The sequence below is a fragment of the Kitasatospora sp. NPDC059673 genome (assembly GCF_042734215.1).
Classification (GTDB): Bacteria; Actinomycetota; Actinomycetes; order Streptomycetales; family Streptomycetaceae; genus Kitasatospora.
In genome coordinates this window covers 112636-138238 of the sequence record NZ_JBHWEN010000014.1, presented here as the reverse complement: position 1 = coordinate 138238, position 25603 = coordinate 112636, and the positions used below count along the sequence as shown (strand labels likewise).

Annotated in this window: 29 protein-coding genes; 11 read left to right on the top strand and 18 right to left on the bottom strand. The window is 73.0% G+C overall.

The genetic code is table 11. The features are described 5' to 3' along the window. Positions 1 to 93 precede the first annotated feature (93 nt). Positions 94 to 621, top strand: a complete 528-nt coding sequence (locus ACFV18_RS18445; protein ID WP_380484370.1) for an ATP-binding protein — start codon at positions 94 to 96, stop codon at positions 619 to 621. Between the two features lie 13 nt (positions 622 to 634). On the opposite strand, the gene ACFV18_RS18440 is transcribed toward ACFV18_RS18445, so the two are convergent. Both ACFV18_RS18440 and ACFV18_RS18435 read right to left on the bottom strand, forming a co-directional pair. Continuing rightward, positions 635 to 1603, bottom strand: coding sequence for an N-acetylglucosamine kinase (locus tag ACFV18_RS18440; protein WP_380484368.1), 969 nt, complete (start codon positions 1601 to 1603; stop codon positions 635 to 637). Next, a complete protein-coding gene (locus ACFV18_RS18435; RefSeq protein WP_380484366.1) occupies positions 1603 to 2358 on the bottom strand; it encodes a sugar isomerase domain-containing protein in 756 nt (251 codons plus the stop codon). The genes ACFV18_RS18440 and ACFV18_RS18435 overlap by 1 nt, the downstream gene beginning before the upstream one ends. A gap of 237 nt (positions 2359 to 2595) precedes the next feature. Between ACFV18_RS18435 and ACFV18_RS18430 the strand changes: the two genes are divergently transcribed. Beyond that, positions 2596 to 3174, top strand: a complete 579-nt coding sequence (locus tag ACFV18_RS18430; protein WP_380484364.1) for a DUF4291 domain-containing protein — start codon at positions 2596 to 2598, stop codon at positions 3172 to 3174. A gap of 80 nt (positions 3175 to 3254) precedes the next feature. Here ACFV18_RS18430 and ACFV18_RS18425 read toward each other — a convergent pair whose 3' ends face one another. Together ACFV18_RS18425 and ACFV18_RS18420 are read right to left on the bottom strand one after the other, a co-directional pair. After that, the gene (locus ACFV18_RS18425; RefSeq protein WP_380484362.1) at positions 3255 to 4904 is read right to left on the bottom strand and encodes an RICIN domain-containing protein; all 1650 of its coding nucleotides are present in this window, start codon (positions 4902 to 4904) and stop codon (positions 3255 to 3257) included. A 261-nt stretch (positions 4905 to 5165) separates the two neighbouring features. Beyond that, positions 5166 to 5405: a chaplin gene (locus tag ACFV18_RS18420; RefSeq protein ID WP_380484361.1), complete on the bottom strand. Its 240-nt coding sequence runs from the start codon at positions 5403 to 5405 to the stop codon at positions 5166 to 5168. Positions 5406 to 5814: 409 nt separating this feature from the next. Here ACFV18_RS18420 and ACFV18_RS18415 point away from each other — a divergent pair, with 409 nt between their 5' ends. The 3 genes from ACFV18_RS18415 to ACFV18_RS18405 all read left to right on the top strand — a co-directional run bounded on the left by ACFV18_RS18415 (position 5815) and on the right by ACFV18_RS18405 (position 7100). Continuing rightward, the gene (locus ACFV18_RS18415; RefSeq protein WP_380484359.1) at positions 5815 to 6060 is read left to right on the top strand and encodes a chaplin; all 246 of its coding nucleotides are present in this window, start codon (positions 5815 to 5817) and stop codon (positions 6058 to 6060) included. 68 nt (positions 6061 to 6128) lie between these two features. Further along, the gene (locus ACFV18_RS18410; protein WP_380484357.1) at positions 6129 to 6491 is read left to right on the top strand and encodes a chaplin; all 363 of its coding nucleotides are present in this window, start codon (positions 6129 to 6131) and stop codon (positions 6489 to 6491) included. 225 nt (positions 6492 to 6716) lie between these two features. Next, positions 6717 to 7100: a hypothetical protein gene (locus tag ACFV18_RS18405; RefSeq protein WP_380484356.1), complete on the top strand. Its 384-nt coding sequence runs from the start codon at positions 6717 to 6719 to the stop codon at positions 7098 to 7100. A gap of 75 nt (positions 7101 to 7175) precedes the next feature. On the opposite strand, the gene ACFV18_RS18400 is transcribed toward ACFV18_RS18405, so the two are convergent. Continuing rightward, a complete protein-coding gene (locus ACFV18_RS18400; protein WP_380484354.1) occupies positions 7176 to 7931 on the bottom strand; it encodes a hypothetical protein in 756 nt (251 codons plus the stop codon). A 255-nt stretch (positions 7932 to 8186) separates the two neighbouring features. Here ACFV18_RS18400 and ACFV18_RS18395 point away from each other — a divergent pair, with 255 nt between their 5' ends. The 3 genes from ACFV18_RS18395 (at position 8187) to ACFV18_RS18385 (ending at position 9480) form a co-directional block, all read left to right on the top strand. Beyond that, positions 8187 to 8531, top strand: coding sequence for a rodlet layer protein (locus ACFV18_RS18395; RefSeq protein WP_380484352.1), 345 nt, complete (start codon positions 8187 to 8189; stop codon positions 8529 to 8531). A 148-nt stretch (positions 8532 to 8679) separates the two neighbouring features. Continuing rightward, positions 8680 to 9027: a rodlet layer protein gene (locus ACFV18_RS18390; protein WP_380484351.1), complete on the top strand. Its 348-nt coding sequence runs from the start codon at positions 8680 to 8682 to the stop codon at positions 9025 to 9027. Between the two features lie 195 nt (positions 9028 to 9222). Next, positions 9223 to 9480 carry a hypothetical protein gene (locus ACFV18_RS18385; RefSeq protein ID WP_380484349.1) on the top strand — a complete coding sequence of 86 codons (258 nt, stop codon included), beginning with the start codon at positions 9223 to 9225 and terminating at the stop codon, positions 9478 to 9480. Between the two features lie 153 nt (positions 9481 to 9633). Here ACFV18_RS18385 and hemB read toward each other — a convergent pair whose 3' ends face one another. From hemB to ACFV18_RS18350, 7 genes are all read right to left on the bottom strand, one after another. Continuing rightward, positions 9634 to 10614 (bottom strand): porphobilinogen synthase, encoded by a 981-nt coding sequence (gene hemB, locus ACFV18_RS18380; protein WP_380484348.1) that lies wholly within the window; start codon positions 10612 to 10614, stop codon positions 9634 to 9636. Between the two features lie 68 nt (positions 10615 to 10682). Continuing rightward, positions 10683 to 12302 (bottom strand): uroporphyrinogen-III synthase, encoded by a 1620-nt coding sequence (locus tag ACFV18_RS18375; protein WP_380484347.1) that lies wholly within the window; start codon positions 12300 to 12302, stop codon positions 10683 to 10685. Beyond that, positions 12299 to 13273, bottom strand: coding sequence for a hydroxymethylbilane synthase (gene hemC / locus ACFV18_RS18370; protein WP_380484345.1), 975 nt, complete (start codon positions 13271 to 13273; stop codon positions 12299 to 12301). Before hemC ends, ACFV18_RS18375 begins: the two co-directional genes overlap by 4 nt. A 41-nt stretch (positions 13274 to 13314) precedes the next feature. After that, positions 13315 to 14700, bottom strand: a complete 1386-nt coding sequence (locus tag ACFV18_RS18365) for a glutamyl-tRNA reductase (protein ID WP_380484343.1) — start codon at positions 14698 to 14700, stop codon at positions 13315 to 13317. 31 nt (positions 14701 to 14731) lie between these two features. Beyond that, on the bottom strand, positions 14732 to 15604 hold the full coding sequence (locus ACFV18_RS18360; RefSeq protein WP_380484341.1) for a redox-sensing transcriptional repressor Rex: 873 nt from the start codon (positions 15602 to 15604) through the stop codon (positions 14732 to 14734). Between the two features lie 101 nt (positions 15605 to 15705). Continuing rightward, entirely contained in the window at positions 15706 to 16383 is a 678-nt protein-coding gene (locus ACFV18_RS18355; RefSeq protein ID WP_380484340.1) for an exonuclease domain-containing protein, read from the bottom strand. 146 nt (positions 16384 to 16529) lie between these two features. Beyond that, the gene (locus ACFV18_RS18350; RefSeq protein ID WP_380484338.1) at positions 16530 to 16808 is read right to left on the bottom strand and encodes a glutaredoxin family protein; all 279 of its coding nucleotides are present in this window, start codon (positions 16806 to 16808) and stop codon (positions 16530 to 16532) included. 99 nt (positions 16809 to 16907) lie between these two features. Between ACFV18_RS18350 and ACFV18_RS18345 the strand changes: the two genes are divergently transcribed. The 3 genes from ACFV18_RS18345 to ACFV18_RS18335 all read left to right on the top strand — a co-directional run bounded on the left by ACFV18_RS18345 (position 16908) and on the right by ACFV18_RS18335 (position 20680). Further along, positions 16908 to 17846, top strand: a complete 939-nt coding sequence (locus ACFV18_RS18345; protein WP_380484336.1) for an HAD family hydrolase — start codon at positions 16908 to 16910, stop codon at positions 17844 to 17846. A 465-nt stretch (positions 17847 to 18311) separates the two neighbouring features. After that, positions 18312 to 19160 carry an ECF subfamily RNA polymerase sigma factor, BldN family gene (locus tag ACFV18_RS18340; protein WP_380484334.1) on the top strand — a complete coding sequence of 283 codons (849 nt, stop codon included), beginning with the start codon at positions 18312 to 18314 and terminating at the stop codon, positions 19158 to 19160. A 362-nt stretch (positions 19161 to 19522) separates the two neighbouring features. Continuing rightward, positions 19523 to 20680 carry a DUF5667 domain-containing protein gene (locus tag ACFV18_RS18335; protein ID WP_380484332.1) on the top strand — a complete coding sequence of 386 codons (1158 nt, stop codon included), beginning with the start codon at positions 19523 to 19525 and terminating at the stop codon, positions 20678 to 20680. A 57-nt stretch (positions 20681 to 20737) separates the two neighbouring features. Here the strand turns inward: ACFV18_RS18335 and ACFV18_RS18330 are convergent, their stop codons facing one another. The 6 genes from ACFV18_RS18330 to ACFV18_RS18305 all read right to left on the bottom strand — a co-directional run bounded on the left by ACFV18_RS18330 (position 20738) and on the right by ACFV18_RS18305 (position 25568). Next, positions 20738 to 21742, bottom strand: a complete 1005-nt coding sequence (locus ACFV18_RS18330; RefSeq protein ID WP_380484331.1) for a lysophospholipid acyltransferase family protein — start codon at positions 21740 to 21742, stop codon at positions 20738 to 20740. Further along, on the bottom strand, positions 21739 to 22794 hold the full coding sequence (locus ACFV18_RS18325) for an NAD-dependent epimerase/dehydratase family protein (protein WP_380484329.1): 1056 nt from the start codon (positions 22792 to 22794) through the stop codon (positions 21739 to 21741). The genes ACFV18_RS18330 and ACFV18_RS18325 overlap by 4 nt, the downstream gene beginning before the upstream one ends. 210 nt (positions 22795 to 23004) lie before the next feature. Next, a complete protein-coding gene (locus ACFV18_RS18320) occupies positions 23005 to 23103 on the bottom strand; it encodes a 30S ribosomal protein bS22 (RefSeq protein ID WP_003948845.1) in 99 nt (32 codons plus the stop codon). Between the two features lie 123 nt (positions 23104 to 23226). Then, entirely contained in the window at positions 23227 to 23430 is a 204-nt protein-coding gene (locus tag ACFV18_RS18315) for a helix-turn-helix domain-containing protein (protein WP_035863710.1), read from the bottom strand. 117 nt (positions 23431 to 23547) lie between these two features. Beyond that, positions 23548 to 24387 (bottom strand): phosphatase, encoded by an 840-nt coding sequence (locus tag ACFV18_RS18310; protein ID WP_380484327.1) that lies wholly within the window; start codon positions 24385 to 24387, stop codon positions 23548 to 23550. Continuing rightward, entirely contained in the window at positions 24384 to 25568 is a 1185-nt protein-coding gene (locus ACFV18_RS18305) for an acetoin utilization protein AcuC (RefSeq protein ID WP_380484325.1), read from the bottom strand. Before ACFV18_RS18305 ends, ACFV18_RS18310 begins: the two co-directional genes overlap by 4 nt. Between the last annotated feature and the right edge of the window lie 35 nt (positions 25569 to 25603).

Sequence of the window (25603 nt, the reverse complement as noted above, 5' to 3'; positions counted from 1 at the left end):
GCATTCTGACATACCCTCATATCGGCTGCCGAGTCTCCCGTTCGTGGGCGTTCCACCAGCGTTCATCGAACGAAACCGCGTGAGGAGCCCGCCATGTCCGTGCACCGTCGATGGTTCTCACTGCCCCGCGAGCCCGCCACCGTCGCCGCCGGACGCCGCCGGGTCCGCGCGCTCATCACCGCCTGGGGCGGCACGCCCCTGGACGAGGACACCCGGCTGACCGTCGATCTGGTCACCTCCGAACTGCTCGGCAACGCCGTCCGCCACGCGACCGGCCCGGTCGTCACCGTCGGCGTGCACGCCGACCCGCTGCACCACCGGGCCGTCATCGAGGTCTACGACACTTCCCCCACCGTCCCGGTGGCCGGCCGCCCCGACCGGGACTCCGAGTCCGGCCGCGGCATCCTGCTCATCGCCGAACTCGCCCTCGCCCACGGAGTGATCCGCAAGCGCGCGGGGAAATGGGTGTGGGCCGAGATCGCCCTCCCGACCGAACGGGCCGACCGCCCGTGGTGGCCGGCCCGGAACCGGAGCGCGAAGGAACACCGGGGCCCCGAGGAGAGCGTCCCCCGGAAGGCCCCGGCCGACCGGGTCGGCCCCGGCGCCATGACCTGCCACTGACCTCGGCGCCGGCTCACGCGGTGAGACGGCGGTGGAGCTCCTCCGTTCCGTGCCCCAGGGTCCGGGCGGCGAGCCAGGCGGCGGCACCGGCACCGTTGCGGGCGGTGAAGACCTCCGCGTCGGGCCAGCGCGCGGCCAGCCGGGGGCGCAGCTGCGCGGCCAGCGGCGTCGCGGAGGCGAGCAGGCCGCCGGCCAGCACCAGCGGCAGTGGCGAGTCGGGTTCGCGCACCAGGGCGAGGGTGTCGATCAGATGGTCGGCGGCGCGTTCGACCAGGGCGAGGGCCACCGGGTCACCGGCCGCCGCGCGGTCGAGGACGATCGGGGCGAACCGGGCCAGCCGGGCCGGGGCCTCGGCATGGGCGGCGGCGATCAGCGCGGAGCGCGGCTCGCGGCCCAGGCCGCCCGGCCCGACCAGGGCGTCGGCGATCGCACCGGCCAGGCCCGGCAGTTGGAGTGACGGCCCGTCGAACGGCAGCGCCCGGTCCACGGCGGTGAGCGCGGCGGAGACGGCCTCGCGGCCCAGCCAGAAGCCGGAGCCCCGGTCGCCGAGCAGCCAGCCGTGGCCGTCGGCGGTGCGGCGCAGCGCGTGGTCGCGGATCTCGGCGGCGATCGCGCCCGTGCCGCTGAGCAGCAGGGTGCCGTCGGCGGCGGCGGTCCCGGCCGCGTGGGCGAGCTCGGCGTCGCCGACCAGGCGCGGGGTGACGGTCAGTCCGGTGGCGGGCCACAGTGCCAGCAGCTCCGGCGGGGCGAGCGAGCCGCCCGCGAGGCCGATCACGCCCGCCGCCACCCGGGCCGGGTCGAGCCCGGCCAGCGCGGCCCGGACGGCCCCGCCGATCTCCCGGACGGCGGCCTCCGCACCGTGCGCGACGGGGTTGCCCCCGGCACCGTGCGCGGTACCGAGGATCCGCCCGTCCAGGGTGGCGACCAGCGCCCGGGTGCTGGTGCCGCCCACGTCGAGGCCGAGCACCAACGGCGCGCTCATCACGCGGTGCGGCGGATGCGGCCGGCGTACAGCGCTTCCAGCTTGTTGTTGTGCTCGTCGCCGCCGGGGATGTTCGCCGACAGGTAGACGGGCGGGACGCCGCCGCTCTCCTCGATCCGGCGGATCACCTCGGCGATGATCTGCTGACCGAGCAGCGCGGCGGTGATCGAGGAGATGCCACAGGCCCGGCCGCCACCCGCCATCGGCAGGACGGCGTCACCGAACGGCGCACCGTTGTCCAGCACCACGTCCGCGTAGTCGCGCAGCCGCAGGCCGGACGGGTGCTTGGGCTGAACACCCGCGGTGTGCTCGGCGGAGGTGACGACGATCAGCGGGTGGCCGTTCTCCTTGGCCAGCCGGGCGAGTTCGACCACGCAGCCGTTGACGCCGGAGTTGGACGCGAGGATGAACAGGTCCGCCGGGTGCGGGTCGGTCAACTCCCAGAGCATCGCCGCGGATTCGGTGCCGCGCTCCAGCTCCGAGCCGGACAGGATCTCCACCGGCCGCCCGCCGAACAGCACCACGTCGCGCAGCGCGATCCGGTTGCTGGGCACCAGCCCGCCGGCCCGCCCGGCGATCTCCATCGCGAACGCCTCGGAGTGCCCGGTGCCGAACGCCTGCACGATGCCGTCCGCGGCCAGCGCGTCCGCGATCAGCTCGGCGGCCTTCGCGACCTCCTCGGTCTGCGAGCTGCTGACCTTGTCGATGGCGGCATGGGCGGCGGCAACGAAATCGGCCGCAGAGGGGCTGGGCACGGGAACCTCCAGGCAGAGCACTGTGGGACGGCTCACATGGTCGGGCCGGTCCGCCACCGCTGTCAACGACAGGACTAGACCAGTCGGGGAATCAGCCGTCCACCACCAGGGGGTTCGGACCCAGCACACTCGAACGGACTGGGCGAGCAGGTCCATGGCGCCGATCGTCACTCCCCCCGGCCCGGGACAGGCGAAAATCGCGGGCGCGGGGCACCCCGGCCGGGACAGGATGGGCGGATGGACGAGGTGCCGAAGAGGCAGGTCAGGGCCCGTTACGACGCGAAAACGGTGACGGTCTACCAGGCGTTCCGGCCCGAGATCGCCGACCCCGCGGTGGCCGACGGGCGGTGGCCGGAGGCGTTCTCGCGGGAGCGGATGACGTGGATCAAGCCGTCGTTCCGCTGGCTGATGTACCGCAGCGACTGGGCGCGGAGCGCGGGGCAGGAACGGATCCTCGGCGTGGTGATCACCCGTCAGGGGTTCGACGCCGCGCTGGAGGCGGCGGTGCTGAGCGGCTACAAGCCGGGCCTGCACGCCTCGAAGGCGGAGTGGCAGCGGGCGTTGCGACGCAGCCCGGCCCGCGTGCAGTGGGACCCGGAGCGGGATCTGCGGCTGCGACCGCTGCCCTACCGCTCGCTGCAACTGGGGCTGAGCGGGGAGCTGGTGCGCCGTTACGCCGGGGAGTGGCTGGTGCGGATCGAGGATCTGACGCCGCTGGCCCGCGAGTTGCACGCCACCAGGGACGCCGCGCTGCTGCCGCCGGAGCGGCCGTACCCGATGCCACCGGGTGCGGCCGCCCGGCTGGGTGCGGGCTGACGGAGAGCCACTGCGCGCCCGTCAGCCCGCGTCGATCAGCCGTGCTGGTCTCAGCCGTGCTGGTCTCAGCCGTGCAGGTCTCAGCCGTGCAGGTAGACGATGCCGAGCTTGGTCAGCTGCCAGTGCTGCGCGGCGGAGCCGTTGTCGGCGGCCAGCTGGACCAGCGGGTTGCCCTGGGCATCGGTCTTGGCGGAGGCGGTGGCCAGCTTGGTCGGGTCCTGGGAGTCGGCCAGCTTGTAAGTGCCGTCGCCGACCGGCTGGAGGATCCAGTGCTGGTTGCCGCCGCCGTTGCAGCCCCACTGCTGGAGCTGGGTGCCAGGGGCGGTGGAGGCGCCGGAGGCGTCCAGGCACATGTTGCGGTTGCCGCTGAAGTCGAGTTCGAAGGAGCCGCCGGCCTTGGCCTCGAACACGAAGGACTGGTTCAGCCCGCCGGTGGCCGGATAGGTGATCGCGACGCGGCCGTTGGTGGAGTCACCGTAGGTGCCGCCGCCGGACAGGTCGAGCACCTTGCCGTTGGCCTGGTTGGTGAGCTGGTACCAGGCGCCGTCCTCGGCGGTGTCCGGGAACGGCTTGCCGGGGGTGAGCGCGGTGATCGAGGTGGTGTTCTGCTGGTTGAGCGAGCAGAACGCCTGCCCGAGCCCGGCCTGCTGGTAGAACTGCCGCAGGCAGGCCGCCTCGGCGGCGTAGCCGGCCACCCGCAGGTGGTACGACTGGCGGACGTTGTTCATGCACAGGCCCGGGATGGAGATCGGGCTGTCGCAGCCGTTGCGGGTGCTCTCCGACAGGTCGATCACGTCGCCGTTGGTGTACTCGTACGGCGAGCTGGTCCACTCCGCGCAGACCTCGTGCCCGAAGGCCACCCGCCGCTGGTCGAGGTAGCGCACGCCCGGCACGCCGGCGGCGGCCTCACGCAGTGCGTCGCTCAGGGTGGGGACGACCCAGTTGTGGCCCCAGGCCAGGTCCTCGGGGAAGGCCGGGCAGCCGTCCGCGACCTTGCCGACGTAGTCGTTGCGCCGGATGTCGGGGGTGATCGGGTTGAAGTACGACTGGTAGACGAGCTGGTAGGAGTCGTCGGAGTAGCCGGCCTTGCGCATGGTGTTGCGGATGTTGGTCAGCGCGGCCGTCACCTTGGGCTTGACCCCGGCGGCGCGCCGGGTGATCTCGGCGCTGCCGATGGTGTCCCGGCAGCCCTGGGACTGCGGGATCGGGAAGTACTGGGCCAGGCAGGACATCATGATGCCGGCGAACTCGAAGTCGTCGTTCGCGCCGATCGTGACGACGACCATCTTCACGTCGTAGTTGGCCGCGGTGGCGGCCAGTTGGACGTCCTGCTTGGCCTCGCCGAAGTCGCCGCTGCCCGGTCCGGTGATCTTCGCCAGCTCGGGGTCGCTGACCAGGTCACCGGTCTGCGCACCGGAGCAGGCCAGGTCGATCGGGGTGACGCCGGGGAGCTGGGTCACGAAGATCTCGGACTTGGTGGAGCGGTGGCAGTAGTTGGTGGGGCTGTCGGTGCCGGGGACGTAGTCGTCGTTGGTGTCGGTGCCGGCGCCCTCGCCGGAGATCGCGCTGTCGCCGAGGGCGACGATCGCGGCGGGCTTGCCCGCGCTGGGCGAGGCGGCCTGGGCGGTGGCCGCGCCGCCGAGGCCGGAGCCGAGGCCGAGGGCGGCCAGCAGCGCGGCGGTGGCGAGCAGGGCGGGGGACCTGCGGCGGACCATAGGTGTCCTGGACACTCATGACTCCTTGCGGGGGTGGGGGTACGCCCGACGGGCGCCGGGCGGCGCGGAGCATGGGGGAACCGGGCCGGAGCCCGGCGAACATGAGGCAGGCTCACATGCTAGGTACTGACAGGTAACACAACAAGACTCGCGGAGCGATGCGGCCACAGCGGCTGCGACGGCCCGTCAGGCCGACCCCCCGCCAACGCAGATGAGCCGCCGCCCACACCCCCGCAGGAGGGTGTGGGCGGCGGCTCGACCGACCAGCCGCAGCCGTCAGCCGCCGTTGACGCAGGTGTTGCCGAACGCCGGGTTCAGCAGCGCGATGATGTCGATCGTGTTGCCGCACAGGTTGATCGGCACGTGCACCGGGACCTGGATCTCGTTGCCCGAGATCACGCCGGGGGAACCGGCGGCGACACCCTCGGCCTCGCTGCTCGCCAGGGCGGAGCCCGCACCGGCGGCGACGATGCCCACGACAGCGGCGCCGACCGCGGCAGCCTTCTTGATGCTCATTTGAGTCTCCTCGATAAATCAGATCTTCCAATTGCCGCGCCGGGGCTACCGGAAGGAAGCACACGGGACGTGCACTCAGCCAACGAAGCCACTCCGGATCAGTTGCGATGCTCTTCGGACAATCACCCGTCCGGCGTAACCGCAGCATTCGGGTGAACGGCCCGGACGTTCGGCGAACTCGCCCGTTTCCCCCGCCGCACTGGTTCGTTCTTCCTGGCGAAACGCTGCTGAGCGAGCAGTCGCCGGCGCACCCCCGAAGTGGAGCGCACCGCCCAAGCCACGGGCGACACGCGGGTCTTGAGCCGCGTGAGTGACATTCACGGCGCATCCGGAAAACAGCGGGCGATGATGCGAATCGCCCGACACCCGACCATCCACAGTCGGGCAGAACGTGAGGAAGAAAAGAACCATGCGCAACATCAAGAAGGCCGCGGTCCTGACCGTCGCCGCCGCCGGCCTGGTCCTCGGCTCGGCCGGCCTGGCCAACGCCTCCGCCGAGGCCGAGGGCGTCGCCGCCAACTCCCCCGGCGTGCTCTCCGGCAACCTGATCCAGGTCCCGGTCCACGTCCCGGTCAACGTCTGCGGCAACACCATCGACGTCCTCATCGGCGTGCTGAACCCGGCCTTCGGCAACACCTGCGTCAACGCCGGCTGAACCGCCCGACGCCGTACCGCGCCACACGGCACACCAACTCCCTGCTGCGATCTAGGAGATCAACCCTCATGCGCAACATCAAGAAGGCCGCGGTCCTGACCGTCGCCGCCGCCGGCCTGGTCCTCGGCTCGGCCGGCCTGGCCAACGCCTCCGCCGAGGCCGAGGGCGTCGCCGCCAACTCCCCCGGCGTGCTCTCCGGCAACCTGATCCAGGTCCCGGTCCACGTCCCGATCAACCTGTGCGGCAACTCGATCAACGTCGTCGGCCTGCTGAACCCGGCCTTCGGCAACACCTGCATCAACGCCGACGGGGGTGTCGAGCGCGAGGAGGCCGCGGAGCCGGTCGAGCACGAGCACGCGCAGCCGCCGGCCGAGCACGAGCACGAGCACGAGCACCACCACCACGAGCAGGCGGACGAGGACTGCGACTGACCGGACCCGGCCGATCGCTGACCCGTGCAGACTGCCCCTCGGCCACCGGCCGGGGGGCAGTGCTCGTCCCCATCGCCTCGAAGTGCGCGTCACCCCGAAGTACGCGTCGCACCGAGGTGCGCGTCACCCCGAAGTACCCGGCACGTCGAAGTACCCAGCACCCCGAAGACTCGTTAACCCGACGTACCTGTCCTCCCGAAGTCCCCTCCCCCGAAGGAATGGCCGATGTCCCGGAAGACCACCGGAGCGCTGGCCGCGCTCGGCACCGCGCTGCTGCTCGGCGCCGTCACCGCCCAGACCGCGCACGCCGAGACCGAACAGCTGGCCGGGCTCCCGCTGCCCGCCACCCATCTGCAGCCCACCGACGCCCAGCAGGCCCTCGGCGGCACCACCTCCGCGCTCGGCTACGCAATCGCCCCGGCCAAGGACCTGCGGCTCGACCCGTGGGCCAACTCCGGCGCGGACGTGTTCAACAACGGCGTCGCCGTGGTCCCCGACAACGGTCTCGGCCCGATCGGCACCGGCACGCTCACCAAGCCGCTGTCCGCCGGCGGCGGGGCCAAGGACCTCCCGCTGGCCGGCCCGCTGCTCAACGCACTGCCGCTCTGACGCCCACCCGGACAGTCGTACGGCCCGGCCTCCGCAAGGAGCAACCGGGCCGTACGACTGTGTGGTGTCGCCGCGTCAGGCCTGCGTCCGGTCCAGCGCGCCGGTGAGGGTCCGCACCGGGTTGGCCTGGTCGAGCATCTCGCCGCTGATGGCGGTGGTGGTGGCGGCCAGCGTCTTCACCGAGTCGGTGACCGAGATCTGGTCCTGCTCGCCGCCGAGCGAGGCCTTGGCGCCCGGTACAGCCTGCACGGGGGCGGTCACCACGTGCGGGTCCACCTTGTCCAGGCTCAATGCGGCATCGGTCAGCCGGCCGCTCTCGCCCTGCACGAAGGTGACCGGCCGGCCCAGGCCCACCGCCGGGCCGCCCAGGTTCAGCGGCGCGGGCGGCGCGTCCAGGTCCAGGGTGCCGAGCGTGGCGCCCTTGTCCACCTCGGGCAGCGGCAGCCGGGCGCCCAGCGACGGGCCCAGCTTGGTGCCGTTGAGGGCCGGCAGCACCTGGTCCGGGATCGGCTCGGTCGGGCTCTGGCCCGTCCCGCTCGGCGGCAGCAGCGGCGAGCTCGGGATGCCGCCGTGGATCTCGCCGCCGTCCGCGAGCAGCGGCAGCGGCGAGTTCGGCGTGCTGAGCGGAATGCTGAACGGCACCTCCCTGGTGGCCAGTCCGTCCTCCAGCGCGGCCACCTCGGTCGGGGTCTTCGCCGCCGCCTGGGCCACGCCCTGCGCCGCCGCCACGCCGGCGCCGACCGCCAGCAGCAGGGCGCCCGTGGCCCGCTTCGAGAGCTTCATGGTGTTCGCCGTCCGTTCGGGTATCCGGTAATTCGGTACGTCGGTCATTCCGTATGACTTCTTATGCCGCCAGCAACCGTGAAGTACTTCGGGTGCGTCGCGCGCACCCTGGCGAACGAGCCACCTCCCCCACGGATAGCGGCAGTTAACCGGAACGGCCTAATAATCCGACTGGCGCGCGGAGAAACCGGTGATCCTCGACGAATTTTCTCCGCCCCCGTAACTTTCCTGTTCGCCATTCTTTGATCCCGACGACGACGGGGCAGCACCCCTCGAACGGTATTTCAGAGAGGTATCTCGACCATGCTCAAGAAGTCTTTGGCCACCGTCGGCCTGGCCGCCGCCGCGCTGGCCGCGGTGTCCACCCCTGCCGTCGCGATCGGCGACGCGGACGGTTCGGCCGCCACCATCCAGGGCAATGGCGGCACCAACTCCAGCGGCACCTGGGGCAACCACAGCCCGAACTTCCACTTCGCCGACAACCCGAACATCTGCCTGCCGGAGATCCACAACATCGGCGTGGCAGTGCTGGGCGTGGCCATCCCGGTCGAGGTCGACGCGCTCAACAACCAGCCCAAGCAGACCTGTGTGGTCGGCCAGGGCACCGTCGGAAGCGGCGACGGCGGCGTCTCCCACCTGGTCGGCTGACGCCCCGTCACCGCCCTCCGGCGCGGAGCCGCCAGCTCCGCGCCCCACGACCCGCCCGGTCCGTTCCCCCGGCCGGGCGGTGGCCCCGGCGCGAGCCACGCGTCAGGGGTGCTGCTCCACTCCATCAGATCCGAAAAGGAATGACCCCATGATCAAGAAGGCTCTCGCCGCCGTCGGCGTCGTCGCCGCCGGTCTCGCCATGTCCGCCGCCCCCGCGATGGCCATCGGCGACGCGGACGGCTCCGCCACCTCGCTCCAGGGCAACGGCGGCACCAACCACACCGGCACCGAAGGCAACCACAGCCCGAACAACCACGTGCTGGACAACCCGAACATCTGCCTGCCCGAGATCGACAACGTCGCCGTCGCCGCCCTGATCGGCATCGCCGTCCCGATCAAGGCCGACGTTCTGGACAACCACCCGACCCAGACCTGCGTCGTGGGCCAGAACACCGTGGGCAGCGGCGACGGTGGCGTCAGCCACCTGATCGGCTGATCTTCCCCGGTCACAGCCGACCGCCGGGTCCGGGGCCAGCCCCGGGCCCGGCGGTTTCGTGTCTCCGGCCTTACCCCACCCGTTCGTTCGCGGCGCGATCGGGTGATCGGAGCACCGGCGGGCGCGTGCAGCGGCCCGCCAGCCGCACCCCCGTGTTGACGTAGGGACACCACCCGACGCAGAGAGGAACTCTCCATGAAGAGCAAGCTGGGCAAGGCCGTCATCACCACCGTCGCCGCACTCGCCCTGGCCGGCATCGCCTCCCCCGCCTGTGCGCACGTCGTCGCCGGTGGCGGTGAGGAGGGCGTGATCACCGCCCACGAGCCCTTCATCGCGGGCCACGAGGGCGGCTTCGCCGCGACCGACCACATCTTCACCATGGGCGGTGGCGGCGGCTGGGCCACCGACGAGGCGGTCGGCGGCGGCGGTGGCGGCATCGCCGCCATCGGCTGACCCCACGAAAGCCTGCGGGCGCGGTGACCTGCGCGAGCAACCAGCGCACATCCGCAAGGTCGCGATCACGTGCCAGTCATTGGCCTGCGTCGCGATCTTGCGGTTGAGTGCCTTCCGCTTCGCGCAGTTCCCCGCGCCCCTCTTCGTGCACCCCTAGCGCAGCAGGCGGGCGGCCTCGGTGGCCCAGTAGGTGAGGATCTGCTCGGCGCCGGCCCGGCGGATCGAGGTGAGGGTCTCCAGAATGGTGCGCTCGCGGTCGATCCAGCCGTTGGCGGCGGCGGCCTCGACCATCGAGTACTCGCCGGAGACCTGGTAGGCGGAGACCGGCACCGGGGAGGCGTCGGCGATCTGGCGCAGGATGTCCAGGTAGGCCATCGCGGGCTTGACCATCACCATGTCCGCGCCCTCGGCGAGGTCCTGTTCCAGCTCGCGCAGCGACTCGCGGGCGTTGGCCGGGTCCTGCTGGTAGGTCTTGCGGTCGCCGTTGAGCGAGGAGCCGACGGCCTCCCGGAACGGGCCGAAGAAGGCAGAGGCGTACTTCGCGGTGTAGGCGAGGATGCCGGTGTCCTGGTAGCCGGCGTCGTCCAGGGCGCGGCGGATGAAGCCGACCTGACCGTCCATCATCCCGGACGGGCCGACCAGGTGAACGCCCGCCTCGGCCTGCACCACGGCCATCTCGGCGTAGCGCTCCAGGGTGGCGTCGTTGTCGACCGAGCCGTCCTCGGCGAGCACGCCGCAGTGGCCGTGGTCGGTGTACTCGTCCAGGCACAGGTCGGACATCACCACCAGGGCGTCGCCGACCTCGGAGACCACGTCGCGGATGGCGACCTGCAGGATGCCGTCGGGGTTGGTGCCCTCGGAGCCGACCGCGTCCTGCACCTCGGGGACGCCGAACAGCATGATGCCGCCCAGCCCGGCCTCGGCGGCCTCGACGGCGGCCCGGCGCAGGGTGTCGCGGGTGTGCTGGACGACGCCGGGCATCGAGGTGATCGGCTTCGGCTCGGTGATGCCCTCGCGGACGAACGCGGGCAGGATCAGCTCGGCCGGGTGGAGCCGGGTCTCGGCGACCAGGCGGCGCATCGCGGGGGTGGAGCGCAGGCGGCGCGGGCGGACGGACGGGAATTCGGCGGACACTTCGAAGGCTCCCTGAGTCACGGAAAAGCCGTCAGGGGGAGGCTCGGTGGCCTCCCCCTGACGGAGGGTCAGCGCGCCTTGCGGCGCGAACCGGGGCGGCGTTCGCTCGGCCGGTAGACCGGCTCGCCCGCCGCGGTGGCGGCGTCCCGGCGGTTGGCCCCGAAGTCGGCCAGCGCCTGGGCGAGCGCGGACGCGGACGGGGCCGGGGCCATCACGTCGACCCGCAGGCCGTGTTCCTCCGCCGTCTTGGCGGTGGCCGGGCCGATGCAGGCGATGACGGTCACGTTGTGCGGCTTGCCGGCGATGCCGACCAGGTTGCGGACGGTCGAGGACGAGGTGAACAGCACCGCGTCGAAGCCGCCGCCCTTGATCGCCTCGCGGGTCTCGGCCGGCGGCGGCGAGGCGCGCACCGTGCGGTACGCCGTCACGTCGTCGACCTCCCAGCCGAGCTCGACCAGGCCCGCCACCAGGGTCTCGGTGGCGATGTCGGCGCGCGGCAGCAGCACCCGGTCGATCGGGTCGAACACCGGGTCGTACGGCGGCCAGTCCTCCAGCAGACCGGCGGCGGACTGCTCGCCGGACGGCACCAGATCCGGCTTCACGCCGAAGTCGACCAGCGCCTGCGCGGTGGTCTCGCCGACCGCCGCGACCTTGATGCCGGCGAACGCGCGGGCGTCGAGCCCGTACTCCTCGAACTTCTCCCGGACGGCCTTGACGGCGTTCACCGAGGTGAAGGCGATCCACTCGTAGCGGCCGGTGACCAGGCCCTTGATCGCGCGTTCCATCTGCTGCGGGGTGCGCGGCGGCTCGACCGCGATGGTCGGCACCTCCTGCGGCACCGCGCCGTACGAGCGCAGCTGCTCGGACAGGCCGTGGGCCTGCTCCTTGGTGCGCGGCACCAGCACGTTCCAGCCGAACAGCGGCTTGGTCTCGAACCAGGAGTGCGAGGCGCGGTGGGCGACCTGCTCGCCCACCACGGCTATCACCGAGGTCGCCGGGTCCACCGGGGCGGAGACCGGCGAGGGCAGCACCCGGGCGGCCTTCAGGTCGGCGGCGATGGCGGCCAGCGTGGAGGTGAAGGTGCGCTGCCGGGTGGTCGTGCCGGACAGCGTGGCCGACAGCGCCGCGTCGGGCTTGCGGCCGTGCGCCACCAAGGCGTTGGCGGTCGCGGGCAGCTGGCCCAGGGTGGTGCGCACCACCAGGGTGGTCTCGGGCGCGCCGAGGTCGACCAGCTGGCCGCCGAGCAGCGCCTCGCCGTCCACGAACCGGACGTCCGCGCCCTGGGAGCCGCGGAGCGGCACACCCGCGTAGGCGGGCACGCCCACCGACTGGGCGACGCCGGGGACGACCTCGAACGGGACGCCGGCCTTGGCGCAGCGCAGCATCTCCTGGGCGGCGCAGCCGTCCAGGCCGGGGTCGCCGTCGACGGTGCGGACCAGGTGGCGGCCGGCCCGGACGGCGTCGGCGGCCAGGTCGCTCAGCTCCTTGCCGGCGTCGGCCGGGTCGAGCACCTGGACGCCGCTGGGGCAGTGGGTGCGCACCGCGGCGGCGGTCAGCGGGTCGGCGATCAGCACGTCGGCGGTGCTGAGCACGTCGACGGCGCGCAGGGTGAGCAGCCCGGGGTCGCCGGGGCCGGCGCCGAGGAAGGTGCAGCGCCCTGCGGGCGGGTGGAATCCGGCGGCGGTCATCGGGCGCGCTCCCCCATCAGGTTGGCCGCTCCGGCGTCGAGCAGCCGGGTGGCCAGGGCGCGGCCCAGGGCCGCGGCCTGCTCCTCGGCGGCTTCGTCGAGGACGAGCGGGCCGTTGGCGGACATCTTGAGCAGTTCGGCGCCATCGGTGGTGCCGACCGCGCCGTCCAGGCGCAGTTCGGTGCCGGCCCAGGTGGCCAGCGCGGCGACCGGCGCGGAGCAGCCGGCCTCCAGGGTGGCCAGCAGGGCGCGCTCGGCGACCACGGCGGCCCGGGTGGGGATGTGGTCGAGCCGGGACAGCACGGCGGCCAGGGTCGGGTCGACGCACTCGACGGCGAGCGCGCCCTGCCCGGGGGCGGGCAGCATCAGCGCGGTGTCGAGGTGCTCGGTGATCTCACCGGAGCGGCCGAGCCGGTTCAGGCCGGCGGTGGCCAGCACCACGGCGTCGAGTTCGCCGGAGGTGACGTAGTTGATGCGGGTGTCGACGTTGCCGCGGATCGCGACGGTCTCCAGGTCCGCGTCGTGCGCCCGGGCCCAGGCGTTGAGCTGGGCCATCCGGCGCGGGGAGCCGGTGCCGATCCGGACGGTGCGGCCGTCGGCCTTGCCGACCAGCTCGGCCAGACCGAGGCCGTCGCGGGCGACCAGGGCGTCCCGGACGTCCTCGCGCTCGGGGACGGCGGCCAGCAGCAGCCCGGTGGGGGCGGCGGTCGGCAGGTCCTTGAGCGAGTGGACGGCCAGGTCGATGCGGCCCTCCAGCAGGGCGTCGCGCAGCGCGGAGACGAACACACCGGTGCCGCCGATCTGCGCCAGCGACTCCCGGGAGACGTCCCCGTAGGTGGTGATCTCGACCAGCTCCACCCGGCGGCCGGTGATCTTGGCCACCTCCTCGGCGACCATGCCCGACTGGGCCATGGCGAGGGCGCTGCGGCGGGTACCGAGGCGCAGCGGCGTCACTGTCTCTGGACCATTCATGAGGTGATCGTCCTGGTCGTGCTGGGGGGCTGACGGGGTGTTCATCTGGGTGCTCCGGCGGGCGGGGCGACGGCGGCCTGGGCGGCGGGGACACCGCCGGCCGGGATCGAGGACCCGGCCCGGTCGCCGGTCGGGGTGCCGGAGACAGCGTGCACTGCGGCGGGGTCCAAGTCGAACAGTTCGCGCAGGGCTTCCGCGTAGGAGGCCCCGCCGGGTTCGGCGGCGAGCTGCTTGACCTTGACGGTCGGGGCGTGCAGCAGTTTGTCGACCACCCGGCGCACGGCCTGCGAGATCTCCGCGCTGGAGCGCTCGTCCAGGTCGGGCAGCCGGGAGGTGAGCCGGGCGAGTTCGCTGCGGACCACCTCGGAGGCCATGGCGCGCAGGGCGACCACGGTGGGGGCGATCCGGGCGGCGCGCTGCGCCTGGCCGAAGGCGGTGACCTCGTCGCTGACGATGGTGGAGACGGCGTCCACGTCGCCCGCACCGGGGGTGGCGGCGTGCGCGTGGGAGAGGCTCTCCAGGTCGACCAGCAGGGCGCCGTCGAGCTGGTGCACGGTGTGGTCGACGTCGCGGGGCATGGCGAGGTCGAGGAAGGCGAGCGGCTGCTCGGCGCTGCGGGCGGCGAGGGCGGCGGTCACCTCGGCGGCGTCGATGACGGTGCCGGCCGCGCCGGTGCAGGAGATCACCAGGTCCACGTCGGCGAGGGCCTGCGGGACCTTGTCGAAGTCCAGGGTGCGGGCGGCGCTGCCGAGGATCTCCACCAGTCGTTCGGCGCGGGCCGGGGTGCGGTTGGCGATCTGCAGGTCGGTGATGCCGACCCGGACCAGGGTGGCGGCGGCCAGGGAGCTCATCGAGCCGGCGCCGACCACCAGGGCGCGCTTGCCGGTGATCGGGCCGGCGCCGAGCGCGACCTGCTCCAGGCCGAAGGTGACCAGCGACTGGCCGGCCTTGTCGATGCCGGTCTCGCTGTGCGCCCGCTTGCCGACCCGCAGGGCCTGCTGGAACAGCTCGTTCAGGCCGCGGCCGGCGGTGTGCTCGTCCTGGGCCTTGGCGAGGGCGTCGCGCAGCTGGCCGAGGATCTGGCCCTCGCCGACGACCATCGAGTCCAGGCCGCAGGCCACCGAGAACAGGTGGTGGACGGCGCGGTCCTCGTAGTGCACGTACAGGTGCGGGGTGAGCTCGTCGAGGTCGACGCCGCTGTGCCCGGCGAGCAGCTGGGACAGCTCGGCGACGCCGGCGTGGAACTTGTCCACGTCGGCGTACAGCTCGATCCGGTTGCAGGTGTTGACCAGGGCCGCTTCGGCGACGGTCGCCGAGGCGGCGGCGTCGTGCAGCAGCCGGGTCGGGCTCTCGCCGGTGAGCGCGGCGCGCTCCAGTACGCCGACCGGTGCGGTCCGGTGACTCAGACCGACTACCAGAAGACTCATGCCCCCACCTCGTCGTGACGGATGTTGGTGCTCACGCCGGCATCACCGCGGACAGGTCGTCCTCGGGGCCCTTGGCGCCCTTGGCGGCCGGGGTGTTCTTCGCCTGCTCGCCCTTGCCGCCGCCGGCGGCGCGGCGCAGCTTGGCGGCGGCGGCGCGGACCGGCCCGGGGGCGCGGTCGAGCACCGAGTCGCCGGCGGCGGGCTCGTCGCCGGCCTTGCGCTGCTCGTGGAAGGCGAGGATCTGCAGCTCGATCGACAGGTCGACCTTGCGTACGTCCACGCCGTCCGGGACGGTCAGCACGGTGGGCGCGAAGTTCAGGATGCTGGTGACGCCGGCCTCGACCAGGCGGTCGCAGACCAGCTGGGCGGCGCCGGGCGGGGTGGTGATCACACCGATGGAGACGTGCTGGGAGACGACGATGTCCTCCAGTTCGTCCATGTGCCGTACCGGCAGGCCGGCGGCGGTGCTGCCGACCACGTTGGGGTCGGCGTCCAGCAGGGCGGCCACCCGGAAGCCGCGGGAAGCGAAGCCGCCGTAGTTGGCGAGCGCGTGGCCGAGGTTGCCGATGCCGACGATGACGACCGGCCAGTCCTGGGTGAGGCCGAGCTCGCGGGAGATCTGGTAGACGAGGTACTCGACGTCGTAGCCGACGCCACGGGTGCCGTAGGACCCGAGGTAGGAGAAGTCCTTGCGGAGCTTGGCGGAGTTCACGCCGGCCGCGGCGGCCAGCTCCTCGGAGGAGACGGTCGGCACGGAACGCTCGGACAGCGCGGTCAGCGCCCGCAGGTAGAGCGGGAGACGGGCCACCGTCGCCTCCGGAATGCCTCGCGCACGCGAGGTCCGGCGCGCGGCGCCCGGGTCGGGCGTCTGCGAACTGCTGGGTGAGGGTCGGCCGATTGCCACGTTGCTCCTGTGGGTGAAGCTGGGCTTGGACCGCCAGGCTATGCGTTTGTGAACGTGTGCACAAAGATGGTGTCCGATTTGTCCCCGAACAGTGACACGCATCACTCGTAACCCGCCGCGCCGACCAACGGACGCGCCCCCTCCACTCCGGCCGGCCACGGGCCCAGCGGAGCCCACCGGCGCAGCAGTCGGACCGACCCCGGGGAACGCGCCGAACGGGCCGCCGCCAGCCGCGGCCACGGCACCGTCGCGACGGCCGGAACGAGCTCCTCCGCCGGGCAGCCGATCCGCAGGCAGTGCCGCAGCAGCTCGACGGTGGCCCGGGCGTCGCCGAGCGCGGTGTGCGCCGGGAACCAGCCGAGCCCGGCCGCCTCCACGCACGCGGACAGTCCGAAACCACCCGCCTGCGGCAGCACCCGGCGGGCCAGGCGCATCGTGCACACCGCCGGCAGCACCGGCAGCACCACGCCGATCCGCGCGAACTCCCGCTCCAGGAACGCCCGGTCGCAGGTCACGTGGTGTCCGACCAGCACCCGGCCGGCCAGCAGCTCCAGCAGCCACGGCGCGATCTGCCGGAACCGGGGCGCGCCGACCACGTCCTCCTGCGCTATCCGGTGCACGTGCGTCGGCCCCACCGGCCCGGCCGGATCGAGCAGCGTGGCGAACACGCGCTCGGTGCGCAGGGCGGCGTCCAGCTGCACCACGGCGACCTCGACCACCCGGTGGCGCCAGGGGCTACGACCGGTGGCCTCGACGTCGACGACGGCATAGCCGTTCATCGCGCCCTCCTCTTGCACAGCCCCCGGCGGACAACCATTCGATGGTAAGCCGGAAGCCGGTGGAAATCCCAGGGCCGAGACCGCCGAACGCCTGCGAAGGCAAGGCGGGACAGGCGGGTGCGAGGAGGGTCACACCGGCCCGGCGGTCAGGCCAGCGCCTTGCGCAGCCGCGTCTCGTCCACCCGCCAGAAGTCGTGCTGCCGGCCGTCGATCAGCGTCACCGGGATCTGCTCGGCGTACTGCTCGTACAGCGCCGCGTCCTGCAGGATGTCCTTCTCCTCGAAACCGACGCCGAGCTCGCCGACCACCTTGAGGATCACCGCCCGGGCGTCCTCGCACAGATGGCAGCCGGGCTTGCCGATCAGCGTCACCGTGGTGTCGGCCGGGTTCTTCTTCGCACGTCGCAGCAGGCTCACGCCACTCATTGTGCAGGCGCTCACGGCGGCGCCCCGGATGCCCCTCGTTCACCGGTGCGGCACTCCTCGGTCACGGGGTCGGGCGCCCCGGCTGACTATGCTCGTCGCATGGCAGCGCTGCGAAGGCTCACCCGGTCGAGGCGTTCCACCGACGAACGGACCGTCCTGGCGGGCGAGGCCGCGGCCGACGCCGCCCAGGAACAGCTCGCTCCCGACGGCACGGAGCCCGGCCGCCCCAAGGCCCCCGAGGGCGACCACACCCCGGTGCCCGGCGACGTCCGGGCCGCCGCGTTCTTCGACTGCGACAACACCATCCTGCGCGGCGCCGCGATCTTCTACCTCGGCGTCGGCCTGTACCGGCGGCGCTTCTTCACCCGCCGCGACCTGGCCCGGTTCGCCTGGCAGCAGGCCTCGTTCCGGCTGCGCGGCGCCGAGAACGCCGACCACATCGCCGACGCCCGGGACAGCGCGCTCAGCCTGGTCGCGGGCAAGCGCACCGCCGACCTGGAACGGATCTGCGAGGAGATCTTCGAGCCCGTCCTGGCCGAGAAGGTCTGGCCCGGCACCCGCGCCCTGGTCCAGATGCACCTGGACGCCGGACAGCGGGCCTGGCTGGTCACCGCCGCCCCGCAGGAGGTCGCCCGGCTGATCGCCCGCCGGCTCGGCATGACCGGCGCCCTCGGCACCGTCGCCGAGACCCGCGACGGCGAGTACACCGGACGGCTGGTCGGCGGCATGCTGCACGGCCCCGCCAAGGCCGCCGCGGTCCAGGCCCTGGCCCGCCGCGAACACCTCGACCTGGCCCGCTGCGCCGCGTTCAGCGACTCCGCCAACGACATCCCGATGCTCAGCCTGGTCGGCCACCCGTACGTGATCAACCCGGACGCGGCGCTGCGCCGGCACGCCCGGGCGATGGGCTGGCGGGTGCGGGACTTCCGCACCGGGCGCAAGGCCGCCCGGATCGGCATCCCCGCGGCGGCCGCGCTCGGCGTGGCGGCCGGGGCGGCCGCCGCCGCGGTGGCGATGCGCCGCCGGCAGCGGACCTGATCCGGTATCACCCGCCCCGCCATTGACCGGGCGTCAATCCGCCGCCGCTGACACGCCCCCTTGCGGGTGGTCCTGACCTGCCCCGCGCCCCCGCCCCGACGGCCCCGAGCAGGCCCTTGAGCCATGACCGGAACTGATCGTTCGGCAGTCGGCCAAAGTCATGGGTTGGGACCGCCCCGACCGGGGAAACCCCGGCCTTCCATCACCAGTCGGTCACCAGGTGCGCACAACCGGTCGCAATGAGCCGGAGAAATGACGTCAACTCCGGTCATCAGCAGCCGAATTTGCGTGAGAAGTGGACTTCCTTCGACCACTTCGACCACGGGGTGTAGCTGTCATTGCACAAAGCGTTATTCTCTCCTGGATGCACGCCACCCCGAACGTCCCCGTGACGGGTGGTCAATGCGGCGTGCCTCTCCGCACAGGCGGAGGTGATCCGTCCACAGTTCTGCCTCTGGGAGTCCCGTGTACCCACCCGTCCGGAACGACGCGCCAGCCACCTCCCGCCCGTCGACCGTCGGCCTGCGCCGCGGTGTGCGCCTGGAGCGACTGTGGGCCGCGATCCGCGAGTTCGAGCTGCTGGTCCCCCAGCCCGCGGTGGCCGGCCCCACGTTCACCGCACCCGCCCCCGCCGCGTTCGCCGCGCCGCTCCTGCGCTCCACCGCCGCCGGCAGCCCCGCCGCCGCCCCGCGCAGCCGGACCGTCCCCTCCCCCGGCACCCGCGGCCGGGCCCGCACCGCACCCGCCGGCCCCGGCTACGACACCGAGCACAACCCCGTCGTCGATCTGGTCGAACGCGCCCAGAACGGCGAGAGCGAGGCCTTCGGGCAGCTCTACGACCACTACGCCGACACCGTCTACCGGTACATCTACTACCGGGTCGGCAGCCGGGCCACCGCCGAGGACCTCACCAGCGAGACCTTCCTGCGCGCGCTGCGCCGGATCGGCACCTTCACCTGGCAGGGCCGCGACTTCGGGGCCTGGCTGGTCACCATCGCCCGCAACCTGGTGGCCGACCACTTCAAGTCCAGCCGGTTCCGGCTGGAGGTCACCACCGGCGAGATGCTCGACTCCAACGAGTGCGAGCGCAGCCCCGAGGAGTCGGTGCTGGAGTCACTCTCCAACGCCGCCCTGCTCGACGCGGTGCGGCGGCTCAACCCGCAGCAGCAGGAGTGCGTCACGCTGCGCTTCCTGCAAGGGCTCTCGGTCGCCGAGACGGCCCGGATCATGGGCAAGAACGAGGGCGCCATCAAGACGCTGCAGTACCGGGCGGTGCGCACGCTGGCCCGCCTGCTGCCGCCGGACGCCCGGTGATCCGCGGGCCGTGGACGCGACACCCGACAGACCCTCGCCCGGCAGACCCTCGCCCGGCAGATCCCCGCGCGAACAGGCGCGCCCGGCGCGCCCATTGGCAGCGCGCCCGGCCGATGACGCGCCGTCAACCCCGCGCAGGCGCTTGCCCGTCCGGGTGATGGGACGGTCATCTGCTCTGCTTAATACGCCAGGGGGTCGTGCGTAACCGACTCCCGACACCGCTCGTTGGCCAGCGTGCATCCCGCCACCGGGCCCGCAGTCAAGTGGGATTTCGAGCTGTCACCCGATGGTGTGGTTTCGGCCTGTCGGGACAACCAACCGACGGGCCACGGTGTCGAAAACGACGAAGGGAGGTGTGGCCCGTGACGGCAAACGTGCTGGAGCACCGGCGGGCGAAGTCCTTCGCCGAGGCGCTGGAGGCCCACCAGAGTGACCACCGGAGCAGCGGCGCGCACCGGGCCGGCTCCGCCGCCATGACCGAGCTGCTCACCATGGCCGACGCGCTCGGCGCGCTCCCCGCCCCCGGGCTCGCCGCCGAGACGCGGACGGTCCAACGCGCCCGGCTGATGGCCGCGTTCGAGCAGCAGTGGGCCGACGGTGCCCCCACGGCGGTCCTCCCCGTCCAGCGCGGCAGGCGCACCCGCCGCACCCGTTGGGGCCGCCGCCTGGCCATCGGCGGACTGGTCGCGGGCGTCGCCGTCGGCTCCCTCGGCGGGGTCGCCGCGGCCTCCACCAACGCCCTGCCCGGGGACGCCCTGTACGGCATGAAGCGCGGCCTCGAAGGGCTGCGCCTCGACTGGGCCGACAACGACTCCGAGCGCGGCGCCCTGCTCCTCCAGCAGGCCTCCACCCGGCTCGACGAGGCGCAGTCGCTGATCGGCCGCACCGACCCCGGCAGCACGCTCAGCCCCGCCACGGTCGACCAGGTCCGCCGCGCCCTCGACGACATGCACGCCGAGGCGCTGCGCGGCCGCGACCTGCTGCGCGCGGTCTACCGCTCCAACGGCTCGCTCGCCCCGATGCGTCAACTCGCCGGCTTCGCCGGGCAGGACGAGCGCTGGTCGGCGCTGCAGTCCCGGCTGCCGTCCGGCCTGGCCGGCCAGGCCGACAAGGTGGACCGCCTGTTCAGCGACATAAGCGAGGACGTCGCGCCCCTGCGGCTGGTACAGCCTTCCGGCCAGGGCAGCGACGGCAGCGGAACCGGCGCGGGTTCCGGCAGCGGGGCCGGTCAGCAGCAGCCCGGCAGCAACACCGAGAGCACCGGCGGCGGTACCGGGCAGGGCCCGGCCGCCGGGTCGTCCGCCCGGGCCACCACCCCGTCGGCCAGCCCGTCCGCCGCGCCCGGTCTGGGCAGCCTGCTGGGTGGCCTCACCGGCTCCACTCCCTCGCCGACCGCCACACCGACCCACGGCGGCGCCCCGGCCCCGTCGGCCTCCCCGTCCGCGCCCGCGGGCGGCAACCAGGGACTCAACCTCCCGCCGCTCCTCCCGGGGCTGCTGCCCGGGCTGACCCTCAACTGAGCCCGTTCGCCCCGCGCCCCGCACCGGGGGCGCGGGGCGAACGGCCCCGGCCGAGCGTCAGCCGAAGACCGAGCGGCGCTGCACCAGCAGCTTGTACAGCGTGTGCTGAATGGTCTCCCGTACCTGGTCGGTCAGGTTGAACACCAGCATCGGGTCGTCGGCGGCGTCCTTCGGGTAACTGTCCGTCGGGATCGGCTCGCCGAACTGGATGGTCCACTTGGTCGGCAGCGGGATCGCCCCGAGCGGGCCCAGCCACGGGAAGGTCGGCGTGATCGGCAGGTACGGCAGGCCGAGCAGCCGGGCCAGCGTCTTGAAGTTGCCGATCATCGGGTAGGTCTCCTCCGCCCCGACGATCGAACACGGCACGATCGGCACCCCGGCCCGCAGCGCGGACGCCACGAAGCCGCCGCGGCCGAACCGCTGGAGCTTGTACCGGTCGGCGAACGGCTTGCCGATGCCCTTGAAGCCCTCCGGCCAGACCCCGACCACCTCGCCGCGTTCCAGCAAGGTCTGCGCGTCCTCGTTGCAGGCCAGCGTGTGCCCCGCCTTGCGGGCCAGTTCGTTGACCACGGGCAGCACGAACACCAGGTCGGCGGCCAGCATCCGCAAGTGCCGGTCGGCGTGGTCGTGCACCGCGACCTGGGTCATCAGCGCGTCCAGCGGAATGGTGCCGGAGTGGTTGGCGACGATCAGCACGCCGCCCTCGGCCGGGATGTGCTCGGTGCCGCGGACCTCGATCCGGAAGTACTTCTCCGCCAGCGGCCGCAGCAGCGCCAGGAACACCTCCTCGGTCAGCTCCCGGTCGAAGCCGAAGTCGTCGACCTCGTAATCGCCCGTCAGCCGGCGGCGCAGGAAGCCGAGCCCGCCGGCGGCACGCTGCTCCCAGCCCTTGCCGAACAGCTGGGTCGCGGTCGCGCCGAGCCGGCCGGAGAGCGCGGCGCCGACGCTGTCGGCCAGCCGGTCGGCGAGCGCCGGGCGCGGCCCGGGGCCGGACCAGCTCGGCGCGGACTCGATCGGGATGACCTTGGCCGCCGGGTCGGCGGGCTCCCGGGCGGCTGTCATCGCGGCCTCAACTCCTCGGGCTGGCTGGAACGGTGGTCGGTGAGCAGATCGGTGAGCCGGTCGGTGACGGCGGTCAGCCGGGCCGACGGCAACGGGCCGGGCACCACGTGCGCGGCGAAGTCGGCGAACGCCTCGGGAGTGGTCCAGCGGGGCGTGTACCCGAACGTGTCGCGCAGCAGCGCGGTGTCCACCACCCGTCCGTGGGTGAGCAGTTGGAGCTGCTCCGGGGAGAACGCGCGGTCCGCGGGGGCGGTCAGCTGCCGGGCCAGCTGGGCGACCAGGCCGAGCGCGGGCCGCAGCAGCGGCACCGTGGGCCGGCCGAGCCGGCGGGCGCACTGGGAGAGCAGCAGCACGCCGTCGCCCGCCACGTTGTAGGTGCCGGTCGGCGCGTCCAGCGCGGCCATCCGCAGCACCTCCAGCGCGTCGTCCTCGTGGACGAACTGCAGGCGCGGGTCGTGGCCGAGCGCGGTCGGCAGCACCGGCAGCCGGAAGTACGCGGTCAGCGGGGTGTCGCCGTGCGGGCCGAGGATGTTGGCGAACCGCAGCACCGTGACCGCGACGTCGGGGCGGCGGCGGGCGAACCCCCGTACGTAGCCCTCCACTTCGGCGGCGTCCCGGGCGAAGCCGCCGGGCGGCAGCGCCTTGGGCTGCATCCGCTCGCCGAACACCGCCGGGTCGCGCGGCGCGGAGCCGTAGACGGCGGTGGTGGACTTCACCACCAGGCGGCGCACGCCGGGGGCCTTCTGGCAGGCGCCGAGCAGCTGCATGGTGCCGATGACGTTGGTCTCCTTCACCAGCGCCCGGCCGCCGTGGCCGAGGGCGGTGACGTGCAGGTGCACCACGGTGTCGACCTCGTGCTCGGCGATCACCCGGGCGATCGCCGGCCGGCGCAGATCGACCTGCGCGTACTCCACGCCGAACGGCAGCGCGGCCGGCGGCGGGCCGGCGTCCACCCCCACCACCCGGTCCACACCCGGCTGTTCGACGATCTGCCCGGCGAAACGCGCACCGAGCCGGTGCGACACGCCGGTGACGAGCACGACCTTGCCCACGTTGCCGCGACCTCCCATGGCTGCCAGTGCTGCCTTCCCCCTGAGCTGCACCGTACCGCGCCGCGGAGGCGGGAGCGGAAACGCCACTGCCCGCCGCCGGAAATCATCCGGGGACGGGCAGTGGCGCACCGAAGGCGCCAGTTCTTCCTGCGTCGCTGAGCGCGAGTCCTGGGCTGACCCCCGTGTGAACGGGGATGGCGCCGAACGGTGCTACTTCTTGTTGCGACGCTGCACGCGAGTGCGCTTCAGAAGCTTGCGGTGCTTCTTCTTGGCCATACGCTTGCGACGCTTCTTGATGACAGAGCCCACGGAACATTCCTCGCTCACTCGGACCCGCGCCCGTGAGGAACGGGAGTCCATACGACTGACGGAGGGCCTAGCCTACCGTCCACCTCGCGTTTGCCGTAATCGGAGTCCGTCGGCTATTGCGGACTACGCGCTCTGCAGCCGCACGTAGGACTCCTGGAGGTACTCGTGCACCTTCTGCTCGGGCACCCGGAACGAGCGTCCGACCCTGATGGCCGGAAGTTCGCCGCTGTGCACGAGGCGGTAGACCGTCATCTTCGAGACCCGCATCACCGAGGCGACCTCGGCGACGGTCAGGAAGACCACATCCTGCAGGGGACGCTCGCTCATGACCCTCACCCGACCCTTACCCGTGTGCAAGGCACCGGCTTCCCCTCCGGTGACTCCACCGGCACACGTGTATCCCCAGAGTAGTTATGGGTGGTACGGGTGGGAAGAGGGTGGCCGTCAACTGTTGTACGGTGCGAGATCCGCTCGTTGCAGTACGTAGTCACTCAGCGCTCTGTAGCAGGACGGGTCCGAACCGTCCTCCAGCGGGACGACCACGGCGACCAGGCCGTCCGCCTCGGCGGCGAACGGGGCGACGTCGTTGCAGTCGGCGACCCCGCCCGCCGGGATGCCGAGGCGGCCGGCGCCGCAGAGCCAGCCGTGGTCGCCCAGGACCAGGCCGGGCGGGCGGTGCCCGGCGTCGGCGAGGGCGGTCAGGGCGAGGCGGACGGGCAGCGGGGAGTGCGTGTGGGCCGGCTCGCCGGGGCCGGGGCGGCCCGGGCGTTCGGGGTCGTCCAGGGCGCGCGTCACCAGCACCCGGTCGACCACGTCGAGGTAACGGGGGCGGTTACCGTCCGGGGTGGGCTCACGGAAGCGCGCGCCCCGCGCAGGGGTGTGCACGGGGCAGCCCGCCGCTTCGAGCGCCGTGACGAGCGCCCCGTGGAACCCGGCCAGCTTGGTCGGGTGCCCGGTGCCGGCCAGCACGCTGCCGCGGCGGTCGGCGGTGCGGCGCAGCAGCGCGGCCAGGCGGTCGAGGGCGGCGATGGTGAGTTCGGGGTCGATGGTGTCGGGGCCCTCGGTGTACCGGGGGTCGGGGTGCACGCCGACGCGTTCGGCCATCAGCCGCAGCACCGCGTCCTGGTCGCGGCGGGGCTCCGGTGCGAGGCCCATCAGCGCCTTGGGGTCGCCCTGGGCGAAGAGCCGGTAGTGGCGGAGGTTGTTCTGCCGGGACGTGGGCACGTCCGGGCCGGCCAGCCGGTGCTTCAGCAGGTGGGCGCGGAGTTTGTCGCGGGCGGTCACGGGATCAGTCCGTGGTGCGGGAGGACGGCACGGCGGGTGGCCAGGACGGCCTGGTCGAGGCGGTCGGCGGGGTCGTAGCCGCCGTCGTGGAAGTCCGACCAGTGCGGGGTGGCGCCGTCGGTCATCCGCAGCGGGGCGGGGCGGCGGGTCAGCCGGTAGACCTCGGCGCGCCACTCCTCGGGGGTTTCGGTGGCCGGGTCGACGGGGTGCCCGGCGGCGGTGGCCACCAGGTGGGTCCAGGTGCGGGGCACCACGTCGACCACCGCGTACCCGCCGCCGCCGGTGGCCACCCAGCGGCCGTCGGCGTACTGGTGGGCCAGGCGGTGCACCGACTCGGCCATCAGGCGCTGGGCATCGACGGTGACGGCCAGATGGGCGAGCGGGTCCTCGATGTGGGTGTCCGCGCCGTGCTGGCTGACGATCACCTGCGGGCGGAACGACGCCAGCAGGTCGGGGACGACGGCGTGGAAGGCGCGCAGCCACCCGGCGTCGCCGGTGCCGGCGGGCAGCGCCAGGTTGGCGGCGGTGCCCTCGGCGTCCGGGCCGCCGGTCTCGGTGGCCCAGCCGGTCTGCGGGAACAGGGTGCTGGGGCTCTCGTGCACGGAGACGGTGAGCACCCGGGGGTCGTTCCAGAACGCCTGCTGGACGCCGTCGCCGTGGTGGACGTCCACGTCGACGTAGGCGACCCGCGCCGCGCCCAGCTCCAGCAGGCGGGCGATGGCCAGGGCGGGGTCGTTGTAGATGCAGAAGCCGGACGCCTGGCCGGGCATCGCGTGGTGCAGTCCGCCCGCGAAGTTGACGGCGTGCGGGGTCTGTCCGCGCCACACCGCCTCGGCGGCGGCCACCGACTGGCCGGCGATCAGCGCCGAGGCGGTGTGCAGCGCGGGGAACGACCAGTTGTCGTCGGTGCCGAGACCGTGCACGGGGTCGGTGGCGGACGGGTCGGCGGCGGCGCGTCTCACGGCGGCGAGATACTCGGCGGTGTGCACCAGGCGGAGCGTGGAGTCGCCTGCGGCGGGGGCCGAACGCAACGTCACGGACGGCTGCTTGGTGAGGCCGAGGGACTCGATCAGACGCATCGTCAGGGCGAGACGGGTCGGGTCCATGGGGTGGCCCGGGCCGAAGTCGTAGCCGGTTTCGGCTTCGTCCCAGAACAGGTGCAGTCCGCAAGTATCTGCCATGGGCACACGGTATCGGGAGGCGTCCTACGAGAGCG

Coding starts and splice junctions, on each gene's coding strand:
- ACFV18_RS18445 (WP_380484370.1), top strand. CDS start 94: ATGTCCGTGCACCGTCGATGGTTCTCACTGCCCCGCGAGCCCGCCACC.
- ACFV18_RS18440 (WP_380484368.1), bottom strand. CDS start 1,603: ATGAGCGCGCCGTTGGTGCTCGGCCTCGACGTGGGCGGCACCAGCACC.
- ACFV18_RS18430 (WP_380484364.1), top strand. CDS start 2,596: ATGGACGAGGTGCCGAAGAGGCAGGTCAGGGCCCGTTACGACGCGAAA.
- ACFV18_RS18420 (WP_380484361.1), bottom strand. CDS start 5,405: ATGAGCATCAAGAAGGCTGCCGCGGTCGGCGCCGCTGTCGTGGGCATC.
- ACFV18_RS18415 (WP_380484359.1), top strand. CDS start 5,815: ATGCGCAACATCAAGAAGGCCGCGGTCCTGACCGTCGCCGCCGCCGGC.
- ACFV18_RS18410 (WP_380484357.1), top strand. CDS start 6,129: ATGCGCAACATCAAGAAGGCCGCGGTCCTGACCGTCGCCGCCGCCGGC.
- ACFV18_RS18405 (WP_380484356.1), top strand. CDS start 6,717: ATGTCCCGGAAGACCACCGGAGCGCTGGCCGCGCTCGGCACCGCGCTG.
- ACFV18_RS18400 (WP_380484354.1), bottom strand. CDS start 7,931: ATGACCGACGTACCGAATTACCGGATACCCGAACGGACGGCGAACACC.
- ACFV18_RS18395 (WP_380484352.1), top strand. CDS start 8,187: ATGCTCAAGAAGTCTTTGGCCACCGTCGGCCTGGCCGCCGCCGCGCTG.
- ACFV18_RS18390 (WP_380484351.1), top strand. CDS start 8,680: ATGATCAAGAAGGCTCTCGCCGCCGTCGGCGTCGTCGCCGCCGGTCTC.
- ACFV18_RS18385 (WP_380484349.1), top strand. CDS start 9,223: ATGAAGAGCAAGCTGGGCAAGGCCGTCATCACCACCGTCGCCGCACTC.
- ACFV18_RS18375 (WP_380484347.1), bottom strand. CDS start 12,302: ATGACCGCCGCCGGATTCCACCCGCCCGCAGGGCGCTGCACCTTCCTC.
- hemC (WP_380484345.1), bottom strand. CDS start 13,273: ATGAATGGTCCAGAGACAGTGACGCCGCTGCGCCTCGGTACCCGCCGC.
- ACFV18_RS18365 (WP_380484343.1), bottom strand. CDS start 14,700: ATGAGTCTTCTGGTAGTCGGTCTGAGTCACCGGACCGCACCGGTCGGC.
- ACFV18_RS18355 (WP_380484340.1), bottom strand. CDS start 16,383: ATGAACGGCTATGCCGTCGTCGACGTCGAGGCCACCGGTCGTAGCCCC.
- ACFV18_RS18350 (WP_380484338.1), bottom strand. CDS start 16,808: ATGAGTGGCGTGAGCCTGCTGCGACGTGCGAAGAAGAACCCGGCCGAC.
- ACFV18_RS18345 (WP_380484336.1), top strand. CDS start 16,908: ATGGCAGCGCTGCGAAGGCTCACCCGGTCGAGGCGTTCCACCGACGAA.
- ACFV18_RS18330 (WP_380484331.1), bottom strand. CDS start 21,742: ATGACAGCCGCCCGGGAGCCCGCCGACCCGGCGGCCAAGGTCATCCCG.
- ACFV18_RS18315 (WP_035863710.1), bottom strand. CDS start 23,430: ATGAGCGAGCGTCCCCTGCAGGATGTGGTCTTCCTGACCGTCGCCGAG.
- ACFV18_RS18305 (WP_380484325.1), bottom strand. CDS start 25,568: ATGGCAGATACTTGCGGACTGCACCTGTTCTGGGACGAAGCCGAAACC.